The sequence below is a fragment of the Rothia nasimurium genome, assembly GCF_928391935.1.
In the GTDB taxonomy this organism is placed as follows: Bacteria; Actinomycetota; Actinomycetes; order Actinomycetales; family Micrococcaceae; genus Rothia; species Rothia nasimurium_D.
The window spans coordinates 215,626-239,860 of the sequence record NZ_CAKMTD010000001.1; the positions used below are offsets into that span (position 1 = coordinate 215,626).

23 protein-coding genes are annotated in these 24,235 nt (G+C 60.5%); all 23 read right to left on the minus strand.

The window, feature by feature from the left end; translation table 11 throughout:
- Positions 1-60: 60 nt before the first annotated feature.
- The 23 genes from L7A15_RS01050 to L7A15_RS01160 all read right to left on the minus strand — a co-directional run bounded on the left by L7A15_RS01050 (position 61) and on the right by L7A15_RS01160 (position 24,222).
- A complete protein-coding gene (locus tag L7A15_RS01050; RefSeq protein WP_237188147.1) occupies positions 61-399 on the minus strand; it encodes a DUF2469 family protein in 339 nt (112 codons plus the stop codon).
- On the minus strand, positions 392-1,171 hold the full coding sequence (locus L7A15_RS01055) for a ribonuclease HII (protein WP_272878651.1): 780 nt from the start codon (positions 1,169-1,171) through the stop codon (positions 392-394). Before L7A15_RS01055 ends, L7A15_RS01050 begins: the two co-directional genes overlap by 8 nt.
- Positions 1,171-1,902 (minus strand): signal peptidase I, encoded by a 732-nt coding sequence (gene lepB, locus L7A15_RS01060; protein ID WP_237207898.1) that lies wholly within the window; start codon positions 1,900-1,902, stop codon positions 1,171-1,173. Before lepB (L7A15_RS01060) ends, L7A15_RS01055 begins: the two co-directional genes overlap by 1 nt.
- Positions 1,903-1,985: 83 nt before the next feature.
- Positions 1,986-2,630: a signal peptidase I gene (gene lepB, locus L7A15_RS01065; protein WP_237201376.1), complete on the minus strand. Its 645-nt coding sequence runs from the start codon at positions 2,628-2,630 to the stop codon at positions 1,986-1,988.
- 23 nt (positions 2,631-2,653) lie between these two features.
- Positions 2,654-3,001, minus strand: a complete 348-nt coding sequence (gene rplS / locus L7A15_RS01070; RefSeq protein ID WP_237207899.1) for a 50S ribosomal protein L19 — start codon at positions 2,999-3,001, stop codon at positions 2,654-2,656.
- A gap of 294 nt (positions 3,002-3,295) precedes the next feature.
- Positions 3,296-4,111: a tRNA (guanosine(37)-N1)-methyltransferase TrmD gene (trmD, locus tag L7A15_RS01075; protein ID WP_237207900.1), complete on the minus strand. Its 816-nt coding sequence runs from the start codon at positions 4,109-4,111 to the stop codon at positions 3,296-3,298.
- 5 nt (positions 4,112-4,116) lie between these two features.
- Positions 4,117-4,731, minus strand: a complete 615-nt coding sequence (gene rimM / locus L7A15_RS01080; protein WP_237212250.1) for a ribosome maturation factor RimM — start codon at positions 4,729-4,731, stop codon at positions 4,117-4,119.
- Between the two features lie 129 nt (positions 4,732-4,860).
- Positions 4,861-5,103 carry an RNA-binding protein gene (locus tag L7A15_RS01085; protein WP_237188141.1) on the minus strand — a complete coding sequence of 81 codons (243 nt, stop codon included), beginning with the start codon at positions 5,101-5,103 and terminating at the stop codon, positions 4,861-4,863.
- 2 nt (positions 5,104-5,105) lie between these two features.
- Positions 5,106-5,543: a 30S ribosomal protein S16 gene (rpsP, locus tag L7A15_RS01090; RefSeq protein WP_237207902.1), complete on the minus strand. Its 438-nt coding sequence runs from the start codon at positions 5,541-5,543 to the stop codon at positions 5,106-5,108.
- 206 nt (positions 5,544-5,749) lie between these two features.
- Positions 5,750-6,931, minus strand: a complete 1,182-nt coding sequence (locus L7A15_RS01095; RefSeq protein WP_237188138.1) for an ABC transporter permease — start codon at positions 6,929-6,931, stop codon at positions 5,750-5,752.
- On the minus strand, positions 6,928-7,845 hold the full coding sequence (locus L7A15_RS01100) for an ABC transporter ATP-binding protein (protein ID WP_237188137.1): 918 nt from the start codon (positions 7,843-7,845) through the stop codon (positions 6,928-6,930). Before L7A15_RS01100 ends, L7A15_RS01095 begins: the two co-directional genes overlap by 4 nt.
- A 124-nt stretch (positions 7,846-7,969) precedes the next feature.
- Complete coding sequence (locus tag L7A15_RS01105; protein WP_237188136.1) at positions 7,970-8,689, minus strand: response regulator transcription factor; 720 nt, start codon at positions 8,687-8,689, stop codon at positions 7,970-7,972.
- Positions 8,679-10,073 (minus strand): sensor histidine kinase, encoded by a 1,395-nt coding sequence (locus L7A15_RS01110; RefSeq protein ID WP_237188135.1) that lies wholly within the window; start codon positions 10,071-10,073, stop codon positions 8,679-8,681. Before L7A15_RS01110 ends, L7A15_RS01105 begins: the two co-directional genes overlap by 11 nt.
- Positions 10,074-10,152: 79 nt before the next feature.
- Positions 10,153-12,105: a hypothetical protein gene (locus L7A15_RS01115; protein ID WP_237207903.1), complete on the minus strand. Its 1,953-nt coding sequence runs from the start codon at positions 12,103-12,105 to the stop codon at positions 10,153-10,155.
- 35 nt (positions 12,106-12,140) lie between these two features.
- A complete protein-coding gene (locus L7A15_RS01120) occupies positions 12,141-12,629 on the minus strand; it encodes an NUDIX domain-containing protein (RefSeq protein WP_237188133.1) in 489 nt (162 codons plus the stop codon).
- 169 nt (positions 12,630-12,798) lie between these two features.
- The gene (gene ffh, locus L7A15_RS01125; RefSeq protein WP_237188132.1) at positions 12,799-14,373 is read right to left on the minus strand and encodes a signal recognition particle protein; all 1,575 of its coding nucleotides are present in this window, start codon (positions 14,371-14,373) and stop codon (positions 12,799-12,801) included.
- Between the two features lie 265 nt (positions 14,374-14,638).
- Positions 14,639-16,357, minus strand: a complete 1,719-nt coding sequence (locus L7A15_RS01130; RefSeq protein ID WP_237207904.1) for an ABC transporter family substrate-binding protein — start codon at positions 16,355-16,357, stop codon at positions 14,639-14,641.
- 326 nt (positions 16,358-16,683) lie between these two features.
- A complete protein-coding gene (locus L7A15_RS01135) occupies positions 16,684-18,399 on the minus strand; it encodes an ABC transporter family substrate-binding protein (RefSeq protein WP_237207905.1) in 1,716 nt (571 codons plus the stop codon).
- A gap of 40 nt (positions 18,400-18,439) precedes the next feature.
- Positions 18,440-20,539 carry an ABC transporter ATP-binding protein gene (locus L7A15_RS01140; RefSeq protein ID WP_237207906.1) on the minus strand — a complete coding sequence of 700 codons (2,100 nt, stop codon included), beginning with the start codon at positions 20,537-20,539 and terminating at the stop codon, positions 18,440-18,442.
- The gene (locus L7A15_RS01145) at positions 20,540-21,514 is read right to left on the minus strand and encodes an ABC transporter permease (protein WP_237188128.1); all 975 of its coding nucleotides are present in this window, start codon (positions 21,512-21,514) and stop codon (positions 20,540-20,542) included. It abuts the gene before it with no gap.
- Positions 21,511-22,497, minus strand: a complete 987-nt coding sequence (locus tag L7A15_RS01150) for an ABC transporter permease (RefSeq protein WP_237188127.1) — start codon at positions 22,495-22,497, stop codon at positions 21,511-21,513. Before L7A15_RS01150 ends, L7A15_RS01145 begins: the two co-directional genes overlap by 4 nt.
- Before the next feature lie 423 nt (positions 22,498-22,920).
- A complete protein-coding gene (locus L7A15_RS01155; RefSeq protein WP_237207907.1) occupies positions 22,921-23,748 on the minus strand; it encodes an exodeoxyribonuclease III in 828 nt (275 codons plus the stop codon).
- 135 nt (positions 23,749-23,883) lie between these two features.
- Complete coding sequence (locus L7A15_RS01160) at positions 23,884-24,222, minus strand: P-II family nitrogen regulator (protein WP_237201217.1); 339 nt, start codon at positions 24,220-24,222, stop codon at positions 23,884-23,886.
- Positions 24,223-24,235 lie beyond the last annotated feature (13 nt).

Here is a 24,235-nt window from a genome sequence, read left to right on the forward strand (position 1 = left end):
CGCTGCATACAAAAACCGCCCCGGGGAAAATCCCCGAGGCGGCGTCCGTCCTCAACGCATCTAAGAATTCGCAGGCGGATCAAAATCGTTCATGGTAGGAACAACGAAGTCTTCAGCAGCGGTTCGTTCCTCAACGTTGACATCCTTGACGGAAAACACCCGCACATTCTTCACGAAGCGGGAGGACCTGAAGATATCCCACACCCAAACGTCCTGCATTTCAACTTCAAAATAGAGGGCACCGGAGTCAGTACGCGGGGTTACCTTCACCTGGTTAGCCAGGTAGAACCGGCGGTCAGTTTCCACAATATACGTAAATAGCTCAGCTACCCGCTTATACTCCTCGTACAGGGCAAGCTGGGCACCTGACTCATAATTATCGAGGTCTTCACTAGACAAGGTCATCCTCCAAACGGGCCGTGTAGGCCTGCTGTATTTGTTCTGCTGTAGCTGGTAATGACCAGCTCAAACGGTGATAGGGGCTTGGCCCCCGGTCTGTAATGGCCGCCCGGTGGGCAGCTGACCCGTATCCCTTGTTTTTGCCCCACTCATAGGCTGGATTCAGCTCATGGAGACGGTCCATCTCAGCGTCGCGATCAACTTTAGCAACCACGGAAGCAGCCGCAATTGATGCGCACCGGTAGTCACCCTTGATTTCCATCTGGACAGGACCAAACCACCCCGCAGGGCTCCCAGTCTCTGCCCAGGCCTCCTGCACCAGGGTCTCATACAGGGTTGTTGCCGGATCCTGGTCAGCAAAAAGGGTAGCCTCCGGCGGAGTCAACCAATCATGCTTGCCATCGAGCAGGACGGCGTCCGGAAAAATCCCCTGGGCCGCCACCTGGGCAAGGGCCCGCTGACCAGCTAACCGGAGGGCCATGGTTATACCCAGTGAATCAATCTCAGCTGGACTAGAACTTCCAACAGCCGTGGGAACCCACGACCGAATCTGCGGAACCATGGCCAACCGTTTCTTTTCAGTCAAGGCCTTTGAATCAATCAGGCCCTCAACCTCCAGCTGGGTTTCTGGTGTCACCACCGCAACGCCAACCGTCGCAGGCCCAGCCAGCGGGCCCCGGCCCACCTCATCCATCCCGGCTAGGAGGGAGAACCCACGAGCGAAAAGGGCCGTTTCTACGCTGAAATCAGCACTCACTAGCTGGGCTGGCATTACTGTTCAGCGTCCGGGATACCGGCAAAGACGTCATCAGGCTGGTGCACAAAGGTGAAGCTATCCAAAGGCCAGGCCACCACAAAGACTTCGCCCACCACGTCAGCGTCGTTGATGAACTCAGTACCTGTTTCAATGTGGTAGCGGGAGTCAGCAGAATTTGCACGGTTATCGCCCATGACAAAGTAGGAATTCTGGGGAACAATCACATCAAAAGCTAACTCAGTGGGAAGGACGCCGGGCTTCAGGTAGGTTTCATCCAGCTCAACCCCGTTGACCAGGATCCGGCCGTCAGCCGTACCCACGACGTGGTCACCGCCCACACCAATCACACGCTTGACCAAGTAGTTCGAGGAGCTATCGGGCATTACCCCCACAAAAGACAGCACGTCCTGAACGGGGTTGGTATTAGCAGATACCGGCATCCACCCCTTAGTGTCCTTGAAAACCACAATATCGCCGCGTTCAGCCTCCCCAAAGAGGGAGCCTGCGATATTCACAAAAACGCGGTCGTTAATCTGAAGGGTGTCTTCCATCGAACTCGACGGAATGTAAAAACCACGGACCACAAACGTCTTCAGCAGGAAGGCAATCAGAACTGCATACAAGAGAATGAGGGCATATTCTTTGACGATGCCATTCTCGCGGCGGCGCTTACCACCACGGGGCTTTTCTTGCTCCTGGGCGTCGTCGGTGCTGGTCTCTACGGGTTCGTGATTCTGCTGCTCCATAGCGGCCTTTCAGGTGGTTGGTCTCTAAGTCTCTAGTTTAGTGTGATTGTCTGCGCAAAGCCTGGGGACGCGGCCCATCTAGCTTACTCTGCCGGGGACAGCGGCCACAGGGTCATCACAGGTGAGCCGATGATTCGATCTGTGCGGATCATTCCTCCCCCAGGGGCACCCAAGAGGGCCCGGGAATCGACGGAATCAGATCGATGATCACCCATAACCCACATACGCCCAGCCGGCACCTTCACTGAAAATTCTTGCTCACTGGGGGCATCTCCCGGAAAAAGGTAGGGCTCTTCAAGCCTTTGGCCGTTGACCAGCAGGTACCCTTGGGCGTCACAGCATTCGACGGTATCCCCCTCGAGGCCGATGACCCGCTTGATATAGGTGGTCTCTGACCCTCTCAGGCCCAGCCACTGCCCTGCCGTCCCCACCGGGTCTCGAACCCAAGGGCTACCGGACTGGTAGGGGGAAAATGAGCCCATGCCGTCGAAGACGACCAGGCTCCCCCGCTGGGGCTCAGTCTGCATCTTGGACACCAGAATACGGTCCCCTGGGTTGTAGGTTGGGCTCATGGAGCCAGAGGGAATGTAGTACACATCCACCCAGAAGGCGCGTACCAACACCAGGACGCTCAAGGCCAGGGTGGTGGCAACTGCGACAAGGCGCCAGCCCTGTAGAAAGGGTTGGCGCCTTGCCTCAGAAGAGTCGGCGTTTACGCCAGTCTCCATAAATCTGATGAAACCTAAATGGCTTAGGCTTCGCGCTTCTCGCGGATACGAGCAGCCTTGCCGTGGCGGTCGCGCATGTAGTAGAGCTTTGCACGGCGGACGTCACCGCGGGTGACAACCTCGATCTTTTCGATGACGGGTGAGTGTACGGGGAAGGTACGCTCTACACCAACGCCGAAGGAAACCTTGCGGACGGTGAAGGTTTCGCGGACGCCAGCGCCCTGACGGCCAACAACGAAGCCCTTGAAGACCTGGACACGGCTGCGGTTACCTTCAACAATGTTGACGTGGACGTTCAGGGTGTCGCCGGGGCCGAACTCGGGGATGTCGTTGCGAAGTGACTTGTTGTCAATGAAGTCAAGAGTCTGCATTGAGTTTCTCCGTGAATATCTCTGCCGCAGGTCAAACATATTCGTGTTTCGCGTAGGCAGTGTCTGAGGGCTTCTCACGAAGCCAGACCGGTGCTGTCTACGAGTAAGTTTGTCTCACCGGAACCATCTTTAGGTACCGGTGGTCCGTGTTGTTGCTGGTCGCTCTTCCCCCTGCGGCAGGGGCGTGCCCAACACGAACACAAAGAAAAATTATCCCACAGAAAACCCGCCTGCACCAGAGGTGCGGCGGCGGGCGTCCTGAACTTAAATGTGAGCTTACCTACTTTAGGTGAGCTACTCTGCTAATTCGCTCTGGGCTGCCGCCTGGCGGGCAGCTTTTTGCTCGGTGTGCAGCTCCTGTAGGAGCTTGCGGTCTTTCTTATCCCAGCTTTCAGCGGGGTAGGCCTTGACCATGTCGGGACGGCGGGTAAAGGTGCGTTTGATTTGTTCGTCGCGGCGCCAGCGGGCAATGGCCCCGTGGTTGCCAGAAAGAAGGACGGACGGCACCTCCTGGTCGCGCCAGGTGGCTGGCTTGGTGTAGACCGGGTATTCCAGCAGGCCACCGGTATGGGACTCTTCGGCCAGGGACTCGGGGTTGCCCATCGCGCCGGGAATCAGGCGGGTAATGGCCTCAATCATGACCATCACGGCCACCTCGCCCCCGTAGAGCACGTAGTCACCGATAGATACTGGCATCACCCTGAACTCGGTTTCGGCCCAGTCCAGCACGCGCTCGTCGATGCCTTCGTAGCGGGCCGGGGCAAAGACAATATGCTCCTCTTCGGCCAGGTCATAGGCCAGCTGCTGGTTAAAGACGGTGCCAGCCGGTGAGGGCACAATCAGTAGGGGCTTGCTCCCGTCTGCCCGTGCGGACGCCGGTGAGGCAGCCAGGGCCTGGTCCAGGGCAAGGCCCCAGGGTTCGGGTTTCATGACCATGCCCGCTCCCCCGCCGTAGGGGGTATCGTCAACGGTTTTATGCCGGTCAAAGGCGAAGTCCCGCAGGTTGGTCAGGTGCAGGTCAACCTTGCCTGATTCGCGGGCCTTGCCCATGAGGGATAGTTCGAGGGGGGCCAGGTATTCGGGGAAGATGGTGATGACATCAAAGCGCATGGGGTTTAGCCCTGCTCACTCTCGGGGTCAGTTTCGTCATCTTCATCGCTGTTGAGTTTAAGCAGGCCGGCGGGCGGGTTGATGATAATGTAGCCCTCCTCGGTATCGATCGCCGGGACGAGCTCTTCCACGAAGGGAATCATAACTTCTTCACCGTCTGCGGTGTTTTCCAGCACCAGGAGGTCCTGGGTGGGCATGGTCTGCAGGCCGGTGACGATGGCAATGGGCTCTTCGGGTAGGTAGCCGTCCTTAATCTCGGAAGCTAGGTAGACCGGCAGGTCAAGGAGCTCATGCTCATAGTAGCCCTCGTCATCGCTCTCGGTTTCTGCTTCGCTAGCGGAATCAAAGGTGAGGCGGGTGTCGCGGAGTTCTTCGGCCTGGTTGCGGTTGGTGACTTCTTCGAAGGCTACGACCAGGATTTTCTTGTTCCAGCGGGATTTTTTGACGGTGAGGGTGCCGGCAGGGGCGATTGAACCTGCGGGGCTTGCGGGGTTGAAGTTTTCGATGTCGAGTACGGATCCGGGAGCGAAGCGTTCTTCGGGGGCGTCGGTGAAGAGCTGGACGGTGACTTCGCCGCGGATGCCGTGGGGTTTGCCGATGCGGGCAACTAGAACCTGCATGGGTTCTCCTTGGGGTGGTGACGTGTGGGGCTTGGGTCTAACTTTACCGGGTTTTGCGGACGCCGGTGGGAAGATACAAGATGGCCCCTACAGCTCGTAAGCGGTAGGGGCCTCTTGAGAAGTATTCAGTTAGCGTCGCTTGTCCGTGTCAATGACGTCTACGCGCACATGGTCGCCGTCATTGATGGCATTGACCACGGTGCGGATTGACTTAGCGGTGCGGCCAGAACGGCCAATCACGCGACCCAGGTCAGCTGGGTTAACACGGACTTCCAGAGTCTCCCCGCGGCGGCCCGGCTTTGAGCGGACTACCACGTCGTCCGGGTTATCGACAATACCCCGAACGAGGTGTTCGAGAGCGTCTGCCAACATGATTACTCAGCTGCTTCCTCAGAAGCTGCTTCTTTAGCAGCCTCTTCGGCGGGAGCTTCTGCAGCTTCTTCAGCCTTGTCCTCGCCCTTGGGGGTGATTGCCTCGGGAAGGATGACGGAACCCTTTTCGGGAACAACGAACTCGGGCTTTGCGTCAACGGGCTTTACGGTTGACTCAGCCTTTTCGCCCTTGGCAGCAGCCAGGTCGCCGGTCAGCTTCAGCAGAGCAGCTACCTGCTCGGTGGGCTGGGCGCCAACTGACAGCCAGTACTGGGCACGCTCTGAGTTGATCTCGATGCGTGAGGGGTTCTCGGTCGGGTGGTAAATGCCGATTTCCTCGATAGCCTTACCGTCACGCTTGGTGCGTGAGTCAGCTACTACAACACGGTAGCGGGGATCGCGGATTTTACCGAAACGCTTCAGACGAATTTTAACAGCCACTGTAGTGGTTTCTCCTGTTTTCTATAACTGTTCGAGGTCAGGCGTCAGCTCGTGGGGCGGGCGTCGTCAAGACCTCTGCGGACACAATTTCTCCCGGATGAGAGGGGCCGGGAAAAATCGAGTACCCGTCAAGTATGCCAGCTTGGCCCCGCTTAATCTAGGGTTACGCCCCGTGCAGTCAGCGTGTTGTGAGCAAGCTGACCGTTTTATTTCTTAAGAGCCTGCTTCCAGCTCACCGAGGTGCCGCCGCGCATGATGTTGGCGCGGTAGATACGGGCGCCGAGACGGGTAAGAAGGAGGGCTGTGGCCAGGGTGAGGGTCAGGGCGAGCATCGGCTCCCACACGGCGACGTCCTCCAGCAGCAGACGGCGGGGCATGGCAATGGAAGACAGGACAGGAACGAAAGAGACGACCTTGAGCCAGGTTCCGGAGGCATAGATACCGGCGAAGAGGGCTGCGATGAGCACCATGGTGATGGGGTTGGAGAGGTTGGTGATGTCCTCGGTGCGGGCGGCCATGGCGCCGACGGCTGCCCAGATGGTGGCGATAGCTGCGAAGCCAACGACGTAGAACAGGGCGAACCAGCCTGCTGAGGGCAGGATCCAGCCGAATTCTGAGGCGCTCCCGGTGATTTGCATGCCGATGAGGCCGGCGACTGCGTAGATGGCTACTTGCAAGATGGCGAGCACGATATTGCCCACGATTTTTCCGGCCAGGAGCTGGCTGAGGGGGATGGCGGTGGCGATGATTTCGACGATACGGTTTTGTTTTTCTTCGACCACGGAGTTGGCGATGGCTACGCCGAAGAGCACGGTGGTCATGTAGAAAATCATGGCGAAGACCATGGCGATAAGGAAGGCCAGCCCTGCATTGCTGTTGCCGGAGAGGACGCTGGTGGTCACCTGGGTTCCTGCGGCCAGGGCTTCGAGGTCAACGCCTGCGGCAGCTGCGTTTTCGGCTGTAACGGTGGAGGTGATAACGGCGCTCAGTTCAGTGACCAGGCTGTTGTCGGGGGAAGAGTCAAAGACGAGTTCCCAGCCCTGGTCTGTGGGGGCGAGGTAGGCGTCCGCGTCCCCGTCGGCAACGAGGGTGCGGGCGGCGTCCGCGCTGTCGACCTGGGTGGCGGTGTAGCTGGTGTTCTCGTCGCTGCTGGCTTCAGCGGACGCGATGAAGGAGGTGGCTCGGTCGTCGCTGGTGGCTACGGTGTAATCGGTTGACCCCGAGCTCATAAAGTAAGGGATGAGGATTGCTGCCAGGATGATGACGAGGGAGAAGATGGTTCCGCCGATGAAGGATTTGTCGCGCAGCTTGACCATGATTTCGCGGGTTGCGACGATTTGCCAGGCGTTTTTGGGGGCGGTACTGGGGCGGGTGGGTGCGGTGTTCATTGGCCGGTGACCTTTCGGTAGATGTCGCCGAGGGTGGGGAGCTGGCGGGAGAACTCGTGCATGTCGTGGTGAAGTCCTGCGCTCAGGATTTGGTGGCGGACGCTGGCCAGGTCAGCGCCGGGGGCCAGTTCGAGGACGGCGTCGGTGCCGGAGACGTCGAGGACGTTGATCCCAGCCAGATCGCGGAGCCAGGCGGCGTCCGCCCCGCCCCGGTAAATGTAGCGGGGGGTACCTGATTCACGCAGTTCGGTGGCGTTGCCGCTGGCGCGGACGGTTCCGCCGTGCAGAATAACGACGCGGTCGCAGAGACGGTCAACCAGGTCTAGCTGGTGGGATGAGAAAAGGATGGGGACCCCGCCCCGCATGAGCTCGCGCATCATGGAGACCATGGTGTCTACGGCTTTAGGGTCAAGGCCAGAGAAGGGTTCGTCAAGAATCAGGGCGGTGGGCTGGTGCAGGATAGAGGCTACGATCTGCACCCGCTGCTGGTTGCCGAGGGAGAGGGATTCGAGCTTGTCGTTCAGCCGCTCCCCCAGCCCCAGTTCGGTGAGGTGGTCGGTAGCGATGGTGCGGGCGGTGCTGGCGCTCATACCGCGCAGCTGGCCCAGGTAGACGAGCTGGGCAAGGATAGCCTGTTTGGGGTAGAGGCCGCGTTCTTCGGGCATGTAGCCAAAACCCGCGCGGTCTGCGGCGGTAATGGGACGGCCGCCGTAGAGTACCTGCCCTTCGGTGGGTTCGAGCAGGCCCATGATCATGCGCATGGTGGTGGTTTTACCTGCGCCGTTAGCGCCGAGGAAGCCGGTCATAGAGCCGGGTTGAACGGTAAAACTCACCTTTTCTACAGCGGTGGTGGCACCGGGGCCGCTGCCGTAGACCTTGGTGAGGTCACGCACTTCTATGGTTCGGTCAGTCATGGGGCACTTCCTTTGGGTAGCTTGTACCTCAAGTCTAGGAAGGCTGTGAGCATAACAACTCCCCCGCCGGGTGGAGCCGGGCGGGGGAGATTGTGGGCGGACGCTGAGAAGCTGGGTTGAGAATCTAGGCTAACCCAACCCGGTGGGCAAAGATCACGGCACCGACGCGGTCGCGGCTGTGGGTCTTGGCCAGAATATTAGAGACGTGGGTCTTGACGGTCGCTGCCCCGAGGAAGAGTTTTTCAGCAATCTCTGCGTTGGTCAGGCCCTGGGCGAGAAGCTCTAAGGTTTCCTTCTCGCGCGGGGTCAGGGCCCCCAAGGCGAAGGCGTCCTCGGGGCTCAGCTCCTGGGCGGAGCGTACTCCCCCGCTCTTGACCGCCCCTGAGCTACCTGCCTGGGCGGCGGCGTCCTGCCCCTTGGCCTGTTCCACAAAGCGGGCAATCAGGGGCACGGTCATTTCGGGCGAGAGCAGGGCCAGACCGCCAGCAACCTTACGGATAGCTTCAACCAGGTCATCGGCGTCCGATGTTTTGAGCAGGAAGCCGCTGGCCCCAGCCTTGAGGGCGGAGAAAAGGTAGTCCTCGCGGTCAAAGGTAGTCAGTATCAGGACGGCAGTGCCCGGCAGGGCCTCGGTGATGGCGGCGGTGGCGGTGATTCCGTCCATGACGGGCATTTGGACATCCATCAGCACCACGTCAGGGCGGAGGGCAGTGGCCAGGTCCAGGGCTTCAGCCCCGTTGCGGGCCTGGCCCACCACCTCAATATCGTCCTCCATCGAGAGAATCAGGGAGAAGCCGGAACGGACCATATCTTGGTCGTCTGCGAGTAGAACCTTAAGCGTCATGGGGTCTTCCTAGGGTTGAAGTGTCATTGTCGTCGTCGAGATCGATGGGGAACCTCACCTGGACTTTCCAGCCGGGAGCACCCCGCCGGTGCCCCACCCAGGAGGTGCCGCCCAGGGCTGCTGCCCGTTCCCGGATACCTTGCAGGCCGTACCCCTGGCTACCGGGGCCAGGGATAAACTCCTGTCCCTCTGCCCCCTGGCTACTGGTGCCCTGGCCGTCGTCCGTCACTTCCAGTTCAGCCCAGTGGTGGCCAGGCTTCCCGCCGGTGCGAAGGGCGACGGTAGCCGTGCGGGCAGCAGAGTGTTTCCGCACGTTGGTCAGGGCCTCCTGGGCCATGCGATAAATCGACAGCTGGGTTCCCTGCTGGAGGCCGGTGAGCCTCAAAAGATCGCGCTCACTCACCGTCACCTGGGTCTCCACCCCAGCCTTACCCACCTGTTGGGCCAATTCAAAAATAGAGTCAATCTGGGGCTCCTTCGCGGGCCCGGCCCCCTGTTCGGCCTCCCCCGGGGCTCTTAGCACCCGAATCAGGTTCTTCATTTCCGTGACGGAGGACCGGGCTAGTTTTTCGATATTAGCCAGAGGCTCGGCGGCCAGCTCCGGCCTCTTGGTCAGGGCCCGGCGGGCAGCTGCCGCCTGAACCCCCATAGAGGTGACATGGTGACCTACCGAGTCGTGGAGCTCCCGGGCAATCCGCAGCCGGTCCCGGGTCACCGCGTCCTGGGCCATCTGCTCAGCCTGCACCTCAAGCTGGAGGGCCTGGGAGGCCAGCACCGTCCGCTGGTAGGCCTGGTTCCAGGACGTGCGGCCCATGATGGCAGCGCACCCAAAGTAGAAAATGTTGGTCACCACGTTCATCACAAAGAAGGCAGTAGCCTGGTCAAAAATCCCGCCACTGTATTCTTCCACCCCGCTCAGCTGCATCACGGAGTCAGTAGTCACCCAGTACACAACCAGGCTCACCGCAGAGAAGAGGCAGACCAGGGCATAGGTTACCCAGGTCAGATACCGGTTCTTCCCCCAGGCGATACCAGCATAGAGCACAGCAAAATACGACAGCTGATAGGTCAGGGTGACTCCCGCCAGCTCCGAGACAAAACTCAGGGAGAAAAAGAGCAGGGTGGCCAGCACCATCATGGTCAGAGGAAAGCGACGCCGCCAAATCAGGGGCACGGTCATGGCACCGGCCACCAGATAGGACTTGACGATATCGTCGGTGGCGCTGCCGAAAAAGCCCCCGGAATGGTAGGTGGCATTCAGCAGCAGGGTAACGCCCAGAACAATGAGCCACCCCACCAGATCCTTGCGTAAGGACGCCGGTGGTGGGGTGGGCCTCTCCCAGTCGGGGTCTATCTGTGAAAAGGAAAAACGCTGAGTTGGCACCCCCTCAATGTACCCCAGCCGCCCCTGCTTGTATTCCCCCGGGCGGCTGAGTTACACCAAGAATTAGCAGGTGCTCGGCCTAGTCTGTGCCGAAGAAACGGCCTAACTGCTTCTTCGCTCCGGCACTCACCCTATGACTCATTTTCTGCCCCAGGGCACGGACCCGGCCCACTCCCCGAGGGGAGGACGGTTCATCGTCCCCCGCCTCTGAAGGCCGAGGGGCTGACATTTGGGCCCGGAGTTCCTGGGTGATTGACAGGGGACGGTGGTAGGCTACCGGGCCCTGAATAGGATCGCCCGGCTTCTCCTGGGACTGGATTTTCTGATAGAACCGGGCCAGGGCCAACTCAGCAGCCCCCGTCGCCCCCAGGGTAGCGGCAGCCACCATAGCGGCGGTACCCGATTTCCCGGTGGCCAACCGCCGAGCTGCCCACAGGGCCAAGGCCCCGGAGGCACCCAGCTGGGCGGCACCGTCCGCAGCAATCAACCAGGGGCGTTTCCGGATTTCCCGGCTCAGACTTGAGAGGGTATCTTCCCCATTCGGGTAGGCTCCCAGGCTCTCCTTAAGCCGCCCTAAACCACCGGTTTCTGGCTCAAAACGCTGGTACCCGGCAAAGGACTCCATCTCGATTTTCCTGTTGATTACCTGCAAGATCTCCTGCGGGAGGTCCAGGGCCTGGAGGGCTGATTCGAGGGCATCCACGCTGTAGGTATCGCGCACATAATTCTCAAACCGGTTGGCCGCCTGCTCCCCCAGCCCGTAAAGCCAGATCAACTGTTCCAGGTCCTCCCCGGTGCGTTGGGTCTGACGGGGTTCGGGCAGGACGCCGGGCAGCATCCACAGTTCGTCCCCAGCCTCAGAGTTGGAGGGGAAGATAGGGCCAAGCTGCTTGGCTTCCGGGGCCCAGCTGAAGGTCAAGATCGTACCGACCAGGCTGGTATCTGGGGTACCCATCACCCGGTTCATCCAATCGGTGACGCTACCCGGCTCCGGCCCGGTGTTATCAGCCGGCAGAATAAAGGTCAGATTCTGGGACCACAGGGTCTGCTCGACCACAATGGCAGAGACGTTCATGACCTCAAGCAGGTGGGCCAGGGTTGCCGGGTCTGCACTCACCAGGGACCAGCCCCGATCAGCCGGGGCTGCCTCAACAGGCCCGTGCATCAAATCCTCGTGCAGGTAGGCGGGGATATCAGTCATGGGTAGCTCCACCAGGGCGGCACTAACCCCCTGGGGGTCGAGCGTCATGCTGTCGGTTCCCTGGGAGAAGGTAGCCAGGTGCTCAAAGGCGGGCCCATCAACGGCCATGCGCTCGCCCAGGCCAGGCAGGTAGTCAGTCATTTCAGCAAGGACGTCCTCCAGGGGGCGGCCCAGGCTCAGGTTGCCCTGCCGGTCAGTGGTGACTGCTGTGAGACTCTCCGGTCGGCCCGGGCCTAGGTCCCACTGGCAGAGCAGGTAAACCTGGGCGCGTCCCTCCTGGGTCTCGTAGACGCTGACCTCCTGCATACTGGACAGGAGGACGGGCAGGTCGGTGGTCAGATCCCATCCCAGTTGGCCGGTTTCGTCGTGGTCGCTGGCGGACGGCCCGGGGTCAGCTTCTTCGGCTGTCTCGGGGCTGACGGTTGCGTCAGAATGTCCCTGCTCAGCTTCAAGTTCCTCGTGCCCGACCTCCACAATTTTCTGGATCAGGTCGTCAAACTTTTGGGGGTCAGCTGCAAGCTCTTCAACCTGGCTGAGGTCATCGGCGGTGTACTCTGCCCGGTTCTTGCTGGCCTGCTCCCGGATAGCCCCGATGAGCTCATCCAGTTGCTGGCGAATCTGCTGTTCGAGGTCAGCCGGTTCAGCGGTAGAAGGGCTGGGGGTTCCGTCGTCTGGGCGGCTCTCCCCCATCAGGGCACGATAATGCCCCGGGACCAGCTGGGCCCACCCCTCAGTCTGCCCGTCCATGGCAATACGGAGCCGCACCCAGTGAAGGTTTTGGAGCGGGACGGGGCCCAGTGGGGTGGCAGGTTCAAACGGGGAATCTGTCATACCTTTTGTCCTTGACGATGATGAATGGTAAAGGGCTAGATGTCCTGGCTTGAGAACTCGTAGACGGCCCCGGTCTCCAGGGCCCGGTAGGCTTCGCGCAGGCGGTGGGCGTGCCGGGGCCCAAAATAGCGGTCGAGATCAGCTGGGGCAACCCACTCGTAGGAGGTTAATTCTTCCTCTTGGAGGGTTATCTCAGCCCCTGCAGGCAGCACCCCAGCGTCGTAAATGTAGTAGGTGGAATCGCCCCACAGCCCCATCTGCAAGCCGTGGAAAATCACCAGCAGCCGCCCAGGTTCAAGCTCAAGGCCCACCTCTTCAGCTACCTCCCGGAAGCAACCCGGCTGCGGGGCTTCGCCAGCTTCAACGGTTCCACCCGGGATAGTCCAGCCGTCCTTATAGTTGGGTTTGACCACCAACATGTGCCCGTCCTCGTTCCGAATGAGGGCTCCCGCAGCGAGGCGACGGGTCGGCAGGGTCGCAATAAAGGCTTTCAGCTCTTCTTCTGGCAGGTAGGAATCGACCACGGTTGGGCTCCTTATTCGCAGGTGGTATTACACCCAATGTACCGCGCCAACCCGCCGACCCCCAAGGCCGTGGGGCCCCTGAACTCTCTCAGCAGAACTGCCCCTGCCTGCCCTGCTTAACAGGGGCGGGGGTAGGACGCTGCCCTACCCCCGTCTCACGTTTTAGGTATTACTTGAGGAACTTCTCGAAGCCCTTAGGCAAGTTGAGGTCCTCAGGCTTGATGTCCTGAGTCTGCTGACCAAAGGCCGACCCCAGAGCGGCCTGCTGCTTAGCTGCTGCTGCCTGCTCCTGCTGGGCGCGCTTGGCCGGGTTGCCGGAGCGGGCCTTGCCCTTAGCTTTACCCTTGCCCTTGTTCTTGCGGGCGGCTCCACCGGCAGCTGCCATACCGGGCATCTGCATACCACCGGGCATACCGGCCATATTGCCGCTGGCTAGCTTCTTCATCATCTTCTGGGCCTGGGCAAACCGCTCCATGAGCATGTTGACCTCAGAGACGGTGACACCTGCACCCTTGGCGATACGGGCACGACGGGATCCGTTAATAATCTTGGGAGCCACGCGCTCGTGCGGGGTCATGGAGCGCACAATCGCCTCGACGCGGTCGATTTCCTTCTCGTCGAAGTTCTCCAGCTGCTGACGGATCTGGGCTGCACCCGGCATCATCATGAGCAGCTTCTTCATGGATCCCATCTTGCGGATCTGCTGCATCTGGGCCAGGAAGTCATCGAAGGTGAAGTCTTCCTGGTCAACGAACTTCTTGGCCATGCGGTCAGCTTCGGCCTTGTCCCAGGTCTGCTCGGCCTGCTCAATGAGGGTGAGCACGTCACCCATGTCGAGAATACGGCTGGCCATGCGGTCGGGGTGGAACTGCTCAAAGTCGGTGACGTTTTCACCGGTTGAGGCAAACATGATGGGCTTGCCGGTCACTGAGGCAACCGACAGGGCAGCACCACCGCGGGCGTCGCCGTCCAGCTTGGACAGCACAACGCCGGTAAAGTCGACGCCCTCGTTGAAGGCGTTGGCGGTGTTGACGGCGTCCTGGCCGATCATGGCGTCAATGACGAAGAGAACCTCGTTGGGTTCAATGGCGTCGCGGATGTTGCGGGCCTGCTGCATGAGCTCGGCGTCAACACCCAGGCGGCCTGCGGTATCAACAATGACCACATCGTGCAGCTTGGCGCGGGCCTCGGCCACACCGTCGCGGGCTACCTGGACGGGATCGCCGGTGGGAACGTCGAACTCACTGGTGACACCGGGGTGGGGGGCGTAGACGGGCACGCCAGCGCGTTCACCGACCACCTTGAGCTGGTTGACAGCGTTGGGGCGCTGCAGGTCAGAGGCCACCAGTATGGGGGTGTGTCCCTGCTTTTTGAGCCAGTGGGATAGCTTACCGGCCAGGGTGGTCTTACCGGCACCCTGCAGACCGGCCAGCATGATGATGGTGGGGCCAGACTTTGCCATGTTGATGCGGCGGGTCTGACCACCCAGGATGTTGACTAGCTCTTCGTTGACGATCTTGACGATCTGCTGGGAGGGGTTGAGGGCTTCAGAGACTTCAGCACCCAGGGCACGTTCTTTGATGTGGGCGGTGAACTCGCGGACGACCGGGACGGCGACGTCGGCGTCCAGCAGGGCCCGGCGGATTTCGCGAACTGTTGCGTCAATGTCTGCTTCGGTCAGCTTGCCTTTGCCGCGCAGGTTTTTGAAGGTTGCTGTCAACCGGTCTGAGAGTGAATTGAACACGGGGTCTGCACTACTTTCGTGGCTGGATGGCGTCACGGGCTCCAGGAGCCCGCCCGTACATTAGAGAATCAGCTATTAAGAATAACGTATAGCAGGCCACCTGGGGGTGCTTTCGGGCCGACTGAGCGCCTAGCTGAATTCTAGGCCCCGCCCCCAAATGACCAGGGGCGCCTGTTCTCCCCGGGTTGGGGTGAACAGGCGCCCGTCTCGGTGCCTACCAGAAGACCGCTAGTAGCCACCAAGCATGAAGGGCCCGGCTACCGGACTAGCTCTTCATCCAGCCGACGTTGATGTAGACGTCGGGGTTAGCGTAGGGGCGGGCAAAGAGGAAGGCACCGTAGTTAGCAAGCTTGGTCTTGCAGAACACGATTTCGGGGCCGTTGAAGATGGGGGCCATGGTTGCAACCTCTGCCATGTGCTTCTTCTCAATCTCGTTGGACAGGGCGTTGCGTTCTTCCATGGATTCGATGGTGCGGAGGCGGTCTACCATCTCATCGATCTCGGGGGTGCCAATGCCGTTGTAGGTTGAGGAGTGGTAGAAGTACTCAGCCGCGCCGGAGGCGTCCTCACCCAGAATGCCGTAGCCAGAGACGGTGACGTCGTATTCCTTGTTACCGATCACGGTTGAGTAGTTGGCGTCAGGCTGGTTGTCGATGGTGCATTCGATACCGGCGGCCTTCATCTGCTGTACCAGGGTCTGGGCGGTGGCTGCTGCTACGGAGTCGTCACCGAAGGTGGTGACGGCGAACTTGGCCTTGCCGGTGGAGCTTTCCATGTAGTCGCCGTTCTGGGTGTAGCCGGCGTCGGTCAGAATCTTCTTGGCTACCTCTGCCCCGGTTTCGGTCGGGTAGTTGTCCTGGTAGTCGGTGGCGAAGGGCATGAGCATCATGGAGCCGGGGAGTGATTCGGTCCAGTTCAGGCCGTTGAAGCGGACGGCCGCAATGCCCTGGCGATCAACAGCGGCGAAGATGGCGCGACGCAGGGCAGTGTCGGTCAGGCGCTCAGGGTTGATCATGAGGCCACCGGCGTAGAGGTTCTGGCCTCGGCGGGGCTCGGTGTCAGCCACGCCTGAGACATCGTTGTAGGCGGTGAGGGTGGAGGCTGAGACGGCGTCAATTTCGCCGTTGCGGAAGGCAGCGCGGGCTGCTGAGGTTTCCATCTGGCGGAAGGTAATGCGCTCCAGCAGGGGCTTGACGCCCCACCAGTTCTCGTTGGGGACGACGGTAAGTACCTTCTGGGCGGAATCCCAATTTTCGACCTTGTAGGGGCCAGAGAGGTAGTCGTTGTTGATGGTGTCCAGCAGGCCCTCGTTGAAAATGGCGGCGTCTTCCATGGCGGGGTGCACCAGGCCGGTGCCGAAGAGGCCCTCGATCGGGAAGTAGGGTTCGCTCATGGTGACCTTGACGCTGAAGGGGTCACCGTCTTCTTCGATGGAGGCAATGTGAACGTAGGCGCCGGAGTCTACGATGTCGTAGCCCTCAGTGGTCAGGGTCTTGTGGGTGACCTGCAGGGCCTTGATGTCAATGGGGGTGCCGTCGTTGAACTTGGCGTTGGGGTTGAGCTTGATGGAGATGGTCTGGACGCCGTCGGTGAGGCTAGCCTCGTAGGCAGTGCAGTAGTCGGGGTTGACGCTGTATTCGCCCAGGGCGTTGGTGCGCCAGAGGCCGCTGACGGTTGCGGTGTTAACGGCAGCCATGACGTTGAGGTTGCTGGTGGTGTAGCCGGTTGCGGTGGCTACGTTGAAGTTGGGGCCCAGGGTAGGGACGGCAAGGGTAAGGGTGCCCCCTGCCTGCAGGGTGGTGCGGTCCTGCTCGTTGATGGCAACAAGCTGGGAGATATCCCCGCCAGCGGCAACGGCTGAGGCGGACGCGGCGCTGGAAGTTCCGGCGGTTCCTCCGCCACAGGCGGCCAGGAGGCCGGTTGCCCCTGCCAGGCCGGTTACGAGGAAGAAAGAACGACGGTTGAGGTTCATACGAGAGGACATAATGCCACCCTTCAATAAGCAAAACTTAATGTTCGCCACACCTTTTTGTGTGATTGAGAAAACTCTAGCAGGTAATTTTCAGCACAAAAACCGGTTTTCTGCACTTTTGGGCACTTTTCCCTCCCCGTAACACAACAATTTCTGCCTTCAATAATTCAGCAAACCTAAATATTTATACCTGGCTGGCAATAACCAGCAGGCACCTGTTCTTTTTCAATATACCTGTACCCCCTCTTCCAGCAGGAAGAGGGGGTACAGGGAGGGTACTGGTTCCTCACGGGGAGGAACCAGCCTGCATAATCAGGCAGCTGGCGTCAGGGTGCCCCTTATGCCTTCACCCAGCCAACGCGTGACCAGGAGTTGGGGTTGCTGCGGGGGCTACCGAACATGGCGGCACCGTAGTTAGCCAGGGCAGTCTTGCAGTAGAAGATCTCCGGGCCGTTGAAGACGGTGCCCAGGGTGGCAAACTCAGCCATGAACTTCTTTTCGATTTCGTTGCACTTGGCGTTACGCTCGGCGTCGTCCTCGATCTTTTCCATCTCAGCAATCATGGCGTCGATTTCGGCGTTACCTGCGGCCCCATCCAGGTTGGAGGAGTGGTAGAACTGGCGGGTTGAGGTAGTGGCGTCAGAGCCGACGGTGAAACCTGAGAAGGTCATGTCGTACTCGCGGTTGCCCACGATGGAGGCGAAGTTGGCGTCGGGCTGCTGGTCGATGGAGCATTCGATACCGATGGTCTTCATCTGCTGGACCATGGTCTGGGCCAGGGCAGCTGCACCGGGGTCGTCGCCGAAGTTGGTGACCTTGAAGCTGGCGTTGACGCCGTCCTTGGCGTAGAAGTCACCGCTCTTGGTGTAGCCTGCCTCTTCCAGGATCTTCTGGGCTGCTTCAACACCGCGGTCTGCCGGGAAGTTGTCCTGGTAGTACTCAGATACGGGCAGAAGCAGCATGGAGCCGGGGGTTTCCTCAGTCCAGTTCAGACCCTGGAAACGGACGTCGGCCAGGGCCTTGCGGTCGGTACCGGCAAAGATGGCGCGGCGCAGGGCTGCGTCCTGAATACGGGCAGGGTTGAGGTTGAGGCCGCCGGAGAAGAGACGCAGGGAGCGACGGGGCTCGGCGTTAGCGGTGCCCTCAACGTCCTTGTAGGCTGCCAGGGTGCGGGCGCTAACCACGTCGATTTCACCGTTGCGGAAAGCCGCGCGGGCAGCGGAAGCTTCCATCTGGCGGAAGGTAATACGTTCCAGCAGGGGCTTGTCGCCCAGCCAGTTCTCGTTGGGGACTACGGAGTAGCGCTTTTCGGAGGAGTTCCATTCTTCCAGCTTGAAGGGGCCGATACCGTAGTCGGGGTTGGGGTTATCGGTCCAGCCCTCGTTGAAGACGGCAGGATCAGCCATAGCCGGGTGCAGGACGCTACCGAAGAGGCTGGTTGCCGGGTAGTAGGGTTCACGCATGGTGACCTTGACGCTGAAGGGGTCACCGTCTTCCTCGATGGATTCGACGTACTCGTACATGCCGGAGGTGACGATGTTGTACTCGCCCTCGGTGGACTTGAAGACGTTCCAGGAGGTTCGCAGGGCCTCAATGTCGATGGGGGTGCCGTCGTTGAACTTGGCCTCGGGGTTGAGCTTGATGGAGATGGTCTGTACCCCATCGACGGTTTGGGATTCGTAGCTCTTACAGAAGACGGGGTTGATTTCTTCCTTGCCGTCAAAGTTGCTGAGCCAGAGGCCGGTTGCCATGTTGGCGTGGGTGGTTGAGAGCACCAGGGCGCTGTCTGCAGAGTTGCCGTTCTGGGAGTTGATATTGAAGTCGGGGCCGATGGAGGATACGGGCAGGGTGAAAGTACCACCGGTCTGCAGGTTGGCAACGTCCTGCTCGTTGATTTCTACCTTGATCTCGTCACCGGCTGCGCCCATGCTGGCGGAAGCTGCGCTGGTGGTGTTACCGGTTGAGCCGCCGCAGGCGGACAGCAGGCCGAGGGCGCCCAGGGCTCCGGTGCCCAGAAGCAGGGTTCGGCGGTTCAGCACGATCTTGCTGGTCATAGTTCTTCTCCTTATGGGTAAGGTGGGTTATGCAGGGTGTCTAGTGGGACACCAGATCTGCCTGGGTGTGCGTCTCTACCGCGTGGTCCGGGTAGTGGCAGGCGTACAGGTGATCTTCCCCGCCGGAGCGTAGCTCAGGCTTGTTCTCTGCACAGTTTTTCTTTTTATCTTCGGGTAGAAGCTTGTAGATGGGGCAGCGGCTTGAGAAGCCACAGCCCACCGGGGCGTTGACCGGGGTGGGGAGGTCACCTTCCAGGACGATTCGCTGGCGGGTGGCTTCTACTTCCGGGTCAGGCACGGGGATTGCTGACAGCAGGGCCCGGGTGTAGGGGTGGATGGGCCGGTCAAAGACTTCGTCGACGTCCCCGATTTCAATAATTTTACCCAGGTACATGACGGCTACGCGGTCAGAGGCGTGACGGACGACGGCGAGGTCGTGGGCCACCATCAGGTAGCTGAGGCCCAGGTCGGCGCGGAGTTTTTCCAGGAGGTTGATGACGCCGGCCTGGACGGAGACGTCCAGGGCTGAGACGGGTTCGTCCAGGGCAACCAGCTTGGGGTTCACGGCCAGGGCGCGGGCAATACCAATGCGCTGGCGCTGGCCGCCTGAGAACTGGTTGGGGAAGCGGTTGACGTGGTCAGGTTGCAGGCCAACGGTCTTCATGAGTTCCAGGACCCGGCGCTTGATGTCGGGCTTGGACCAGCCCTGGTTGATCAGGGGCTCGGCCAGGATCTCGTAGACAGTGAAGCGGGGGTCGAGGGCCCCGGTGGGATCCTGGAAGACCATCTGCTGGTTCTTGCGGAGCTCAATCAGGTCTTTGCCCTTGAGGCCCTGCTTGTTGGAGACACCGGCGATGGTGATTTCTCCGTCGGTTGAGTTGGAGAACTCCATGATTTCGAGCAGGGTGGTGGTTTTACCGCAGCCTGATTCACCGACGATGGAGAAGCACTCCCCCTCGCGGATATCGAAGCTGACCCCGTCGACAGCCTTGACGGTGCCTACCCGGCGCTTGATGAGGGCGCCCTTCATGAGGGGGAAGTGCTTCTTGACGTCCTTGAGTTCCAGGACGGGCTTGCGCTGGCTGCGGGGCATAGCGTCGAGGGCCGAGGTGGGAATCTCAGGGACGGGGAACATCTGTTCGGGACGTTCTGAGAGGTACTTTTCTGAATAGTGGCAGGCAGCCCGGTGAAGCTCGTGGGCACCGGGTACCTGGAGGAGTTCGGGTTCCTGCTGGCGGCAGGCGTCGGTGACGACGGGGCAGCGGTCAGCGAAGGAGCACCCGACGACCGGCTTGAGCAGGTTGGGCGGGGTGCCCTCAATGGGAACCAGGGAGACTTTTTCCTTGCGGTCGACGCGGGGTACTGCCCCGAGCAGGCCGATGGTGTAGGGCATGGCAGGCTGGGCGTAGAGGTCTTTGGCGGGTGACTGTTCTACGGCCTTACCGGCGTACATGACCATGATGTCGTCGGCCATGCCGGCGACGATACCCAGGTCGTGGGTGATCATGATGGTTGCTGCCCCGGTTTCCTCTTGGGCCTTTTGCATGACTTCCAGCACCTGGGCCTGGATGGTGACGTCCAGGGCGGTGGTGGGTTCGTCGGCAATCAGGACGCGCGGGTCGTTGGCGATAGCCATGGCGATCATGACGCGCTGGCGCATACCGCCGGAAAACTCGTGGGGGAAGGAGCGGAGGCGGGCCTCGGGTGAGGGAATACCGACCAGGGTCAGCAGCTCAATAGAGCGGGCCTTGATGGCGGCGGCGCTCATGTTCTTGTTGTGGACCTTGAGGACCTCAGCCAGCTGATGGCCAATGGTGAAGACCGGGGTGAGGGAGGAAAGGGGATCCTGGAAAACCATGGAGATTTCCTTGCCCCGGTAATCGCACATCTGCTTGTCGCTCAGGCCCAGAAGTTCCTGGCCCTTGTACTGGATGGAGCCGGTGATGTCTGCGGTGGTGGGGTGCAGGCCCATGATAGCCATGGAGGCTACCGATTTACCGGAGCCTGATTCGCCCACGATACCGAGGGTTTTGCCCGGGTACAGGTCGAAGTTAATACCGCGCACCGCGTGGACAATACCGTTTTCGGTATTGAACTTGACGTTGAGGTCTTTGACGCTCAGAACTGGTGTAGTGCTCATTTACTTCTTCTTTTTCTTAACTTTACCGACGGACAGGGAGGTGGGGTCGAAGGCGTCGCGGAGGCCGTCATTCATCAGGGAGAGGGGCCCTACCAGGAGGAAGAAGAACAGCAGGGGGATCCAGAACATCCAGGGGAGGGTGTTGACCTGGCTGGAGGCCTGTGAGATGAGGGAGCCGAGGGAGAAGTTGGGGTATTTCACGCCGATACCGATAAAGGTGTAGGACACCTCTGCCAGGATGGCGTTGGTGATACCGCGGGTGAACTCCAGCACCAGCAGGGAGCCGATGTTGGGCACCAGGTGGCGCCACACGATCTTGAGGGGGTGGACGCCCATGTAGCGGGCGGCCTTGACGAAGTCGCGGGAGATTAGGGACATGGCCATGGCGCGGATGACGCGGGCGGTGTACATCCAGTTGAAGATCAGCAGGACGATGGTCAGCAGGAGCCAGCCGGGCAGGTTCTCCCGGAGGGACTCGCCGCCAGCGCCGTTGATGACGATGGCAACAATCAGAATGTTGGGGGCCATCATCATGCTTTCGAGGATGAAGAGCATGGTCTTATCAACCTTGCCCCCGAAGTAGGCCATGACGCACCCGTAGAAGGCAGCGAAGAGGACGGAGATGGCACCGACGATCAGGCCGATGAGGACGGAGGTGCGGACGGCCTCGACCATCTGGGCGTAGAGATCGGTTCCGGCGCTGGTGGTGCCGAACCAGTGGACGGCGCTGGGGCCGGTGGACATGTAGAGGGGGTCGATGGTGGTGGTGTCCCACTTGGCGAAGATACCGCCGAAGAAGCCGAAGAGGATCACCAGGATGAAGATGGCAAGACCGGCTACCGCTGCCCGGTTACGCATGAAGCGGCGGAAGATGATTTTGCTCTTACTAATGACCTCAAAGTCAGCCTGAGCAGGATCAACCCTGGTGATGATACCGGTGAGGTTGTCGTGGTCAATGGAGGGGGTGTTACTCATGAGATCCTCACTCGGGGATCGACGATGGTGGTGGCAATGTCAGCGATAATTGCGCCGACTGCGAAGATGAAGGAGCCGTAGGCCATGGTTGCTACTGCGGCGTTGACGTCCTGGGCGCCGATGGCCTGGATGGACCAAAGGCCGATGCCCGGCCAGGCAAAAATTGCTTCGGCGAAGAAGCCACCGGCAAAGATTGCGGGGATGGTGAAGGCGATGGACTGGACGACGGGGATGAAGGAGACGCGCAGGGCGTGGCGGCGAATCGCCTGGTTGCGGGTTAGGCCCTTGGCGCGGGCCGTCCTCACGAAGTCTGCGTTGACGCTGTCGAGCAGGTACTGGCGCTGGGCAATCTGGTAGCCACCCCAGCTGAAGATGGTGATACAGAAGGTGGGCACGATGTAGTGGGCTGCCAAATCAACCCAGTATTCGAAGCTGCCCGGTGTGAGGCCTGGCGAGGAGATACCGGTGACGAAGAAGACCCGCTCCCCTGCCATGGTGTTGATAGCAACGGCCCCGAGCTGCACCAGGAAGTAGGCCACAGGGGCGGGCAGGATGTAGACCAGGTAGGAGTAGCCGGTGATGACACGGTCTGAGAACTTGTACTGGCGGGCTGCTGAGTAGACACCCAGGGCAACGCCGATGACCAGGCTGAGGAGGATCGCTGCGATGTAAAGGCGGGTGGAAACCCAGACGCGCTGGCCGAATTCAGCATTGACGAAGGCGCCGTTGGGGCTGCGGCCCCAGTCCCAGTGGAAGAGGACGTTGGTAAGCCACTGAACGTAGCGGTCCCAGGCGCTCATAGTGGGGTCGAGGTTCAGGGAGGCGAAGTTCCGTTGAATCTGCTCCGGGGTGGGGCGGGGGATTCGTTCCTGTTCCAGGAGGGCAGGGTTGAGGGTCGTGACCGCCAGGAAGTAACCGCCGGTGGTGGTCAGGAAGATCATGACCAGGTAGGTCACACATCGCCTGAGCAAGTACTTAAACATGGTCCCAAACTTTCAGTTCTCTGTTCAATGCCTCTGTCTCTGCCGGGGTGGGTCACCCCTGTCTCTGTGAAATCTGGCATAAACTTTGTATCTTCATGAGTATATGAAGTTACCCAGGTCACGCCAAATCAGACATGGGGTCAGGGAGGCTTCCGGGAGGGCTTCAGGCGTTACAACTGCGCCCCCTCCCCTATTGAGACTAGCGCCATTCCCTTGGCTTTTTTCAAACATTCTGGCTTTGACCTGCATAAATAACACAGATTTTACATGGCGTCCCTAATCTAAGCTCTTTAGAAATCCTAATGAAAAAAGGTGGCCCCACCCCGTCCTTTCCGTTCCCACCTGGTGAATGGGTTCAGGAAGGACGGAAGCGGGGCCGAGCACTAGGAAGGTTAGAAGGGAGGCTGCGCTCCCCTATCCCGGCTAGAGGTCGATCTCCAGCAGGATCGGGGTGTGGTCCTGACGGGGGCCAGAATCAATCATCTCGGAGGCCAGCACCTTGTCAGCAACCCGGTTAGAGACGAGCCAGTAGTCGATTCTCCAGCCGGTGTTATTGATCTTGGAGGTACGCGAGCGCTGGGCCCACCAGGTGTAGGCCCCGGTGACGTCCCCGTGCTGGTGGCGGAAGGTGTCGGTGAAACCCTGGGCGAGGAGGTGGGTGAATCCCTCGCGTTCTTCGTCGGTGAAGCCGGGTGAGCGGCGGTTGGAAGTAGGGTTGGCGAGGTCGATTTCGGTGTGGGCGACGTTGAAGTCGCCGGTGGCTAGGACGGGTTTCTGGGCGTCGAGGGTGGCCAGGTAGTCGGCGTAGAGGCGGTCCCAGATTTGGCGTTCGGGCAGGCGGCGCAGGCCGTCGGAGGCGTTGGGGGTGTAGACCTGGGTGACGTAGAAGTCCTCGAATTCGAGGGTGATCATGCGGCCTTCGGAGTCCATGGTGCTGGGGGCTTCGAGGCGGGGGTAGGTGATGGTGGGGGTCAGGCCCTCGCGGTAGAGGAACATGGTTCCGGCGTAGCCCTTGCGGGCCGGTTCGTCGGACGATACCCAGGCTACCTGGTAGCCGGGGAAGTAGCCGGAGAGGGCTTCAAGGTGCTTGTTGGTGGGGCCCTTGGCGGAGAGTTTGGTTTCTTGTAGGGCGATGACGTCGGCCTCGAGGGTGGAGAGGGTGGCGAAGACGTCGCGGGAGAGCAGGGCGCGGGCTGATTCGCTGGTGAGGGCTGCGTTGAGGGAATCTACGTTCCATGACACTAGTTTCATACCACCAGTCTACCGGCCGACCCTCCCCTGCCCCGGTGGCTCGTGTGTGTGCTGGCGGTGGGGACGGGCCTGCCCCACCATGACCGTGCATGGTGGGGCAGGCCCGTCCTTGGCTTTGTATTCCAGTGTGAGGGTTTAGATGGCGGAGACTCCGCGTTCGCCGGTGCGGACCCGGACGACCTCCTCGACCCCGGTGACCCAGATCTTGCCGTCCCCGGCGCTGCCGGTATTGGCGGTGGCAATGATCAGGTCGATGATGTCCCCGGCCCGGTCGGTATCGGCCAGGATTTCAAGGCGGAGCTTGGAGATCATCTGCACCGAGTATTCCTTACCCCGGTAAATCTCAATGTGCCCCTTCTGGCGGCCGTAGCCCTGGGCCTCTGAGACGGTCATGCCGTCCACCCCGTAGCTTTCAAGGGCCTCACGGATCTCTTCGAACTTTTCAGGCTGAATCAGCGCTGTAATCAGCTTCATGGTCGCGTCCTTT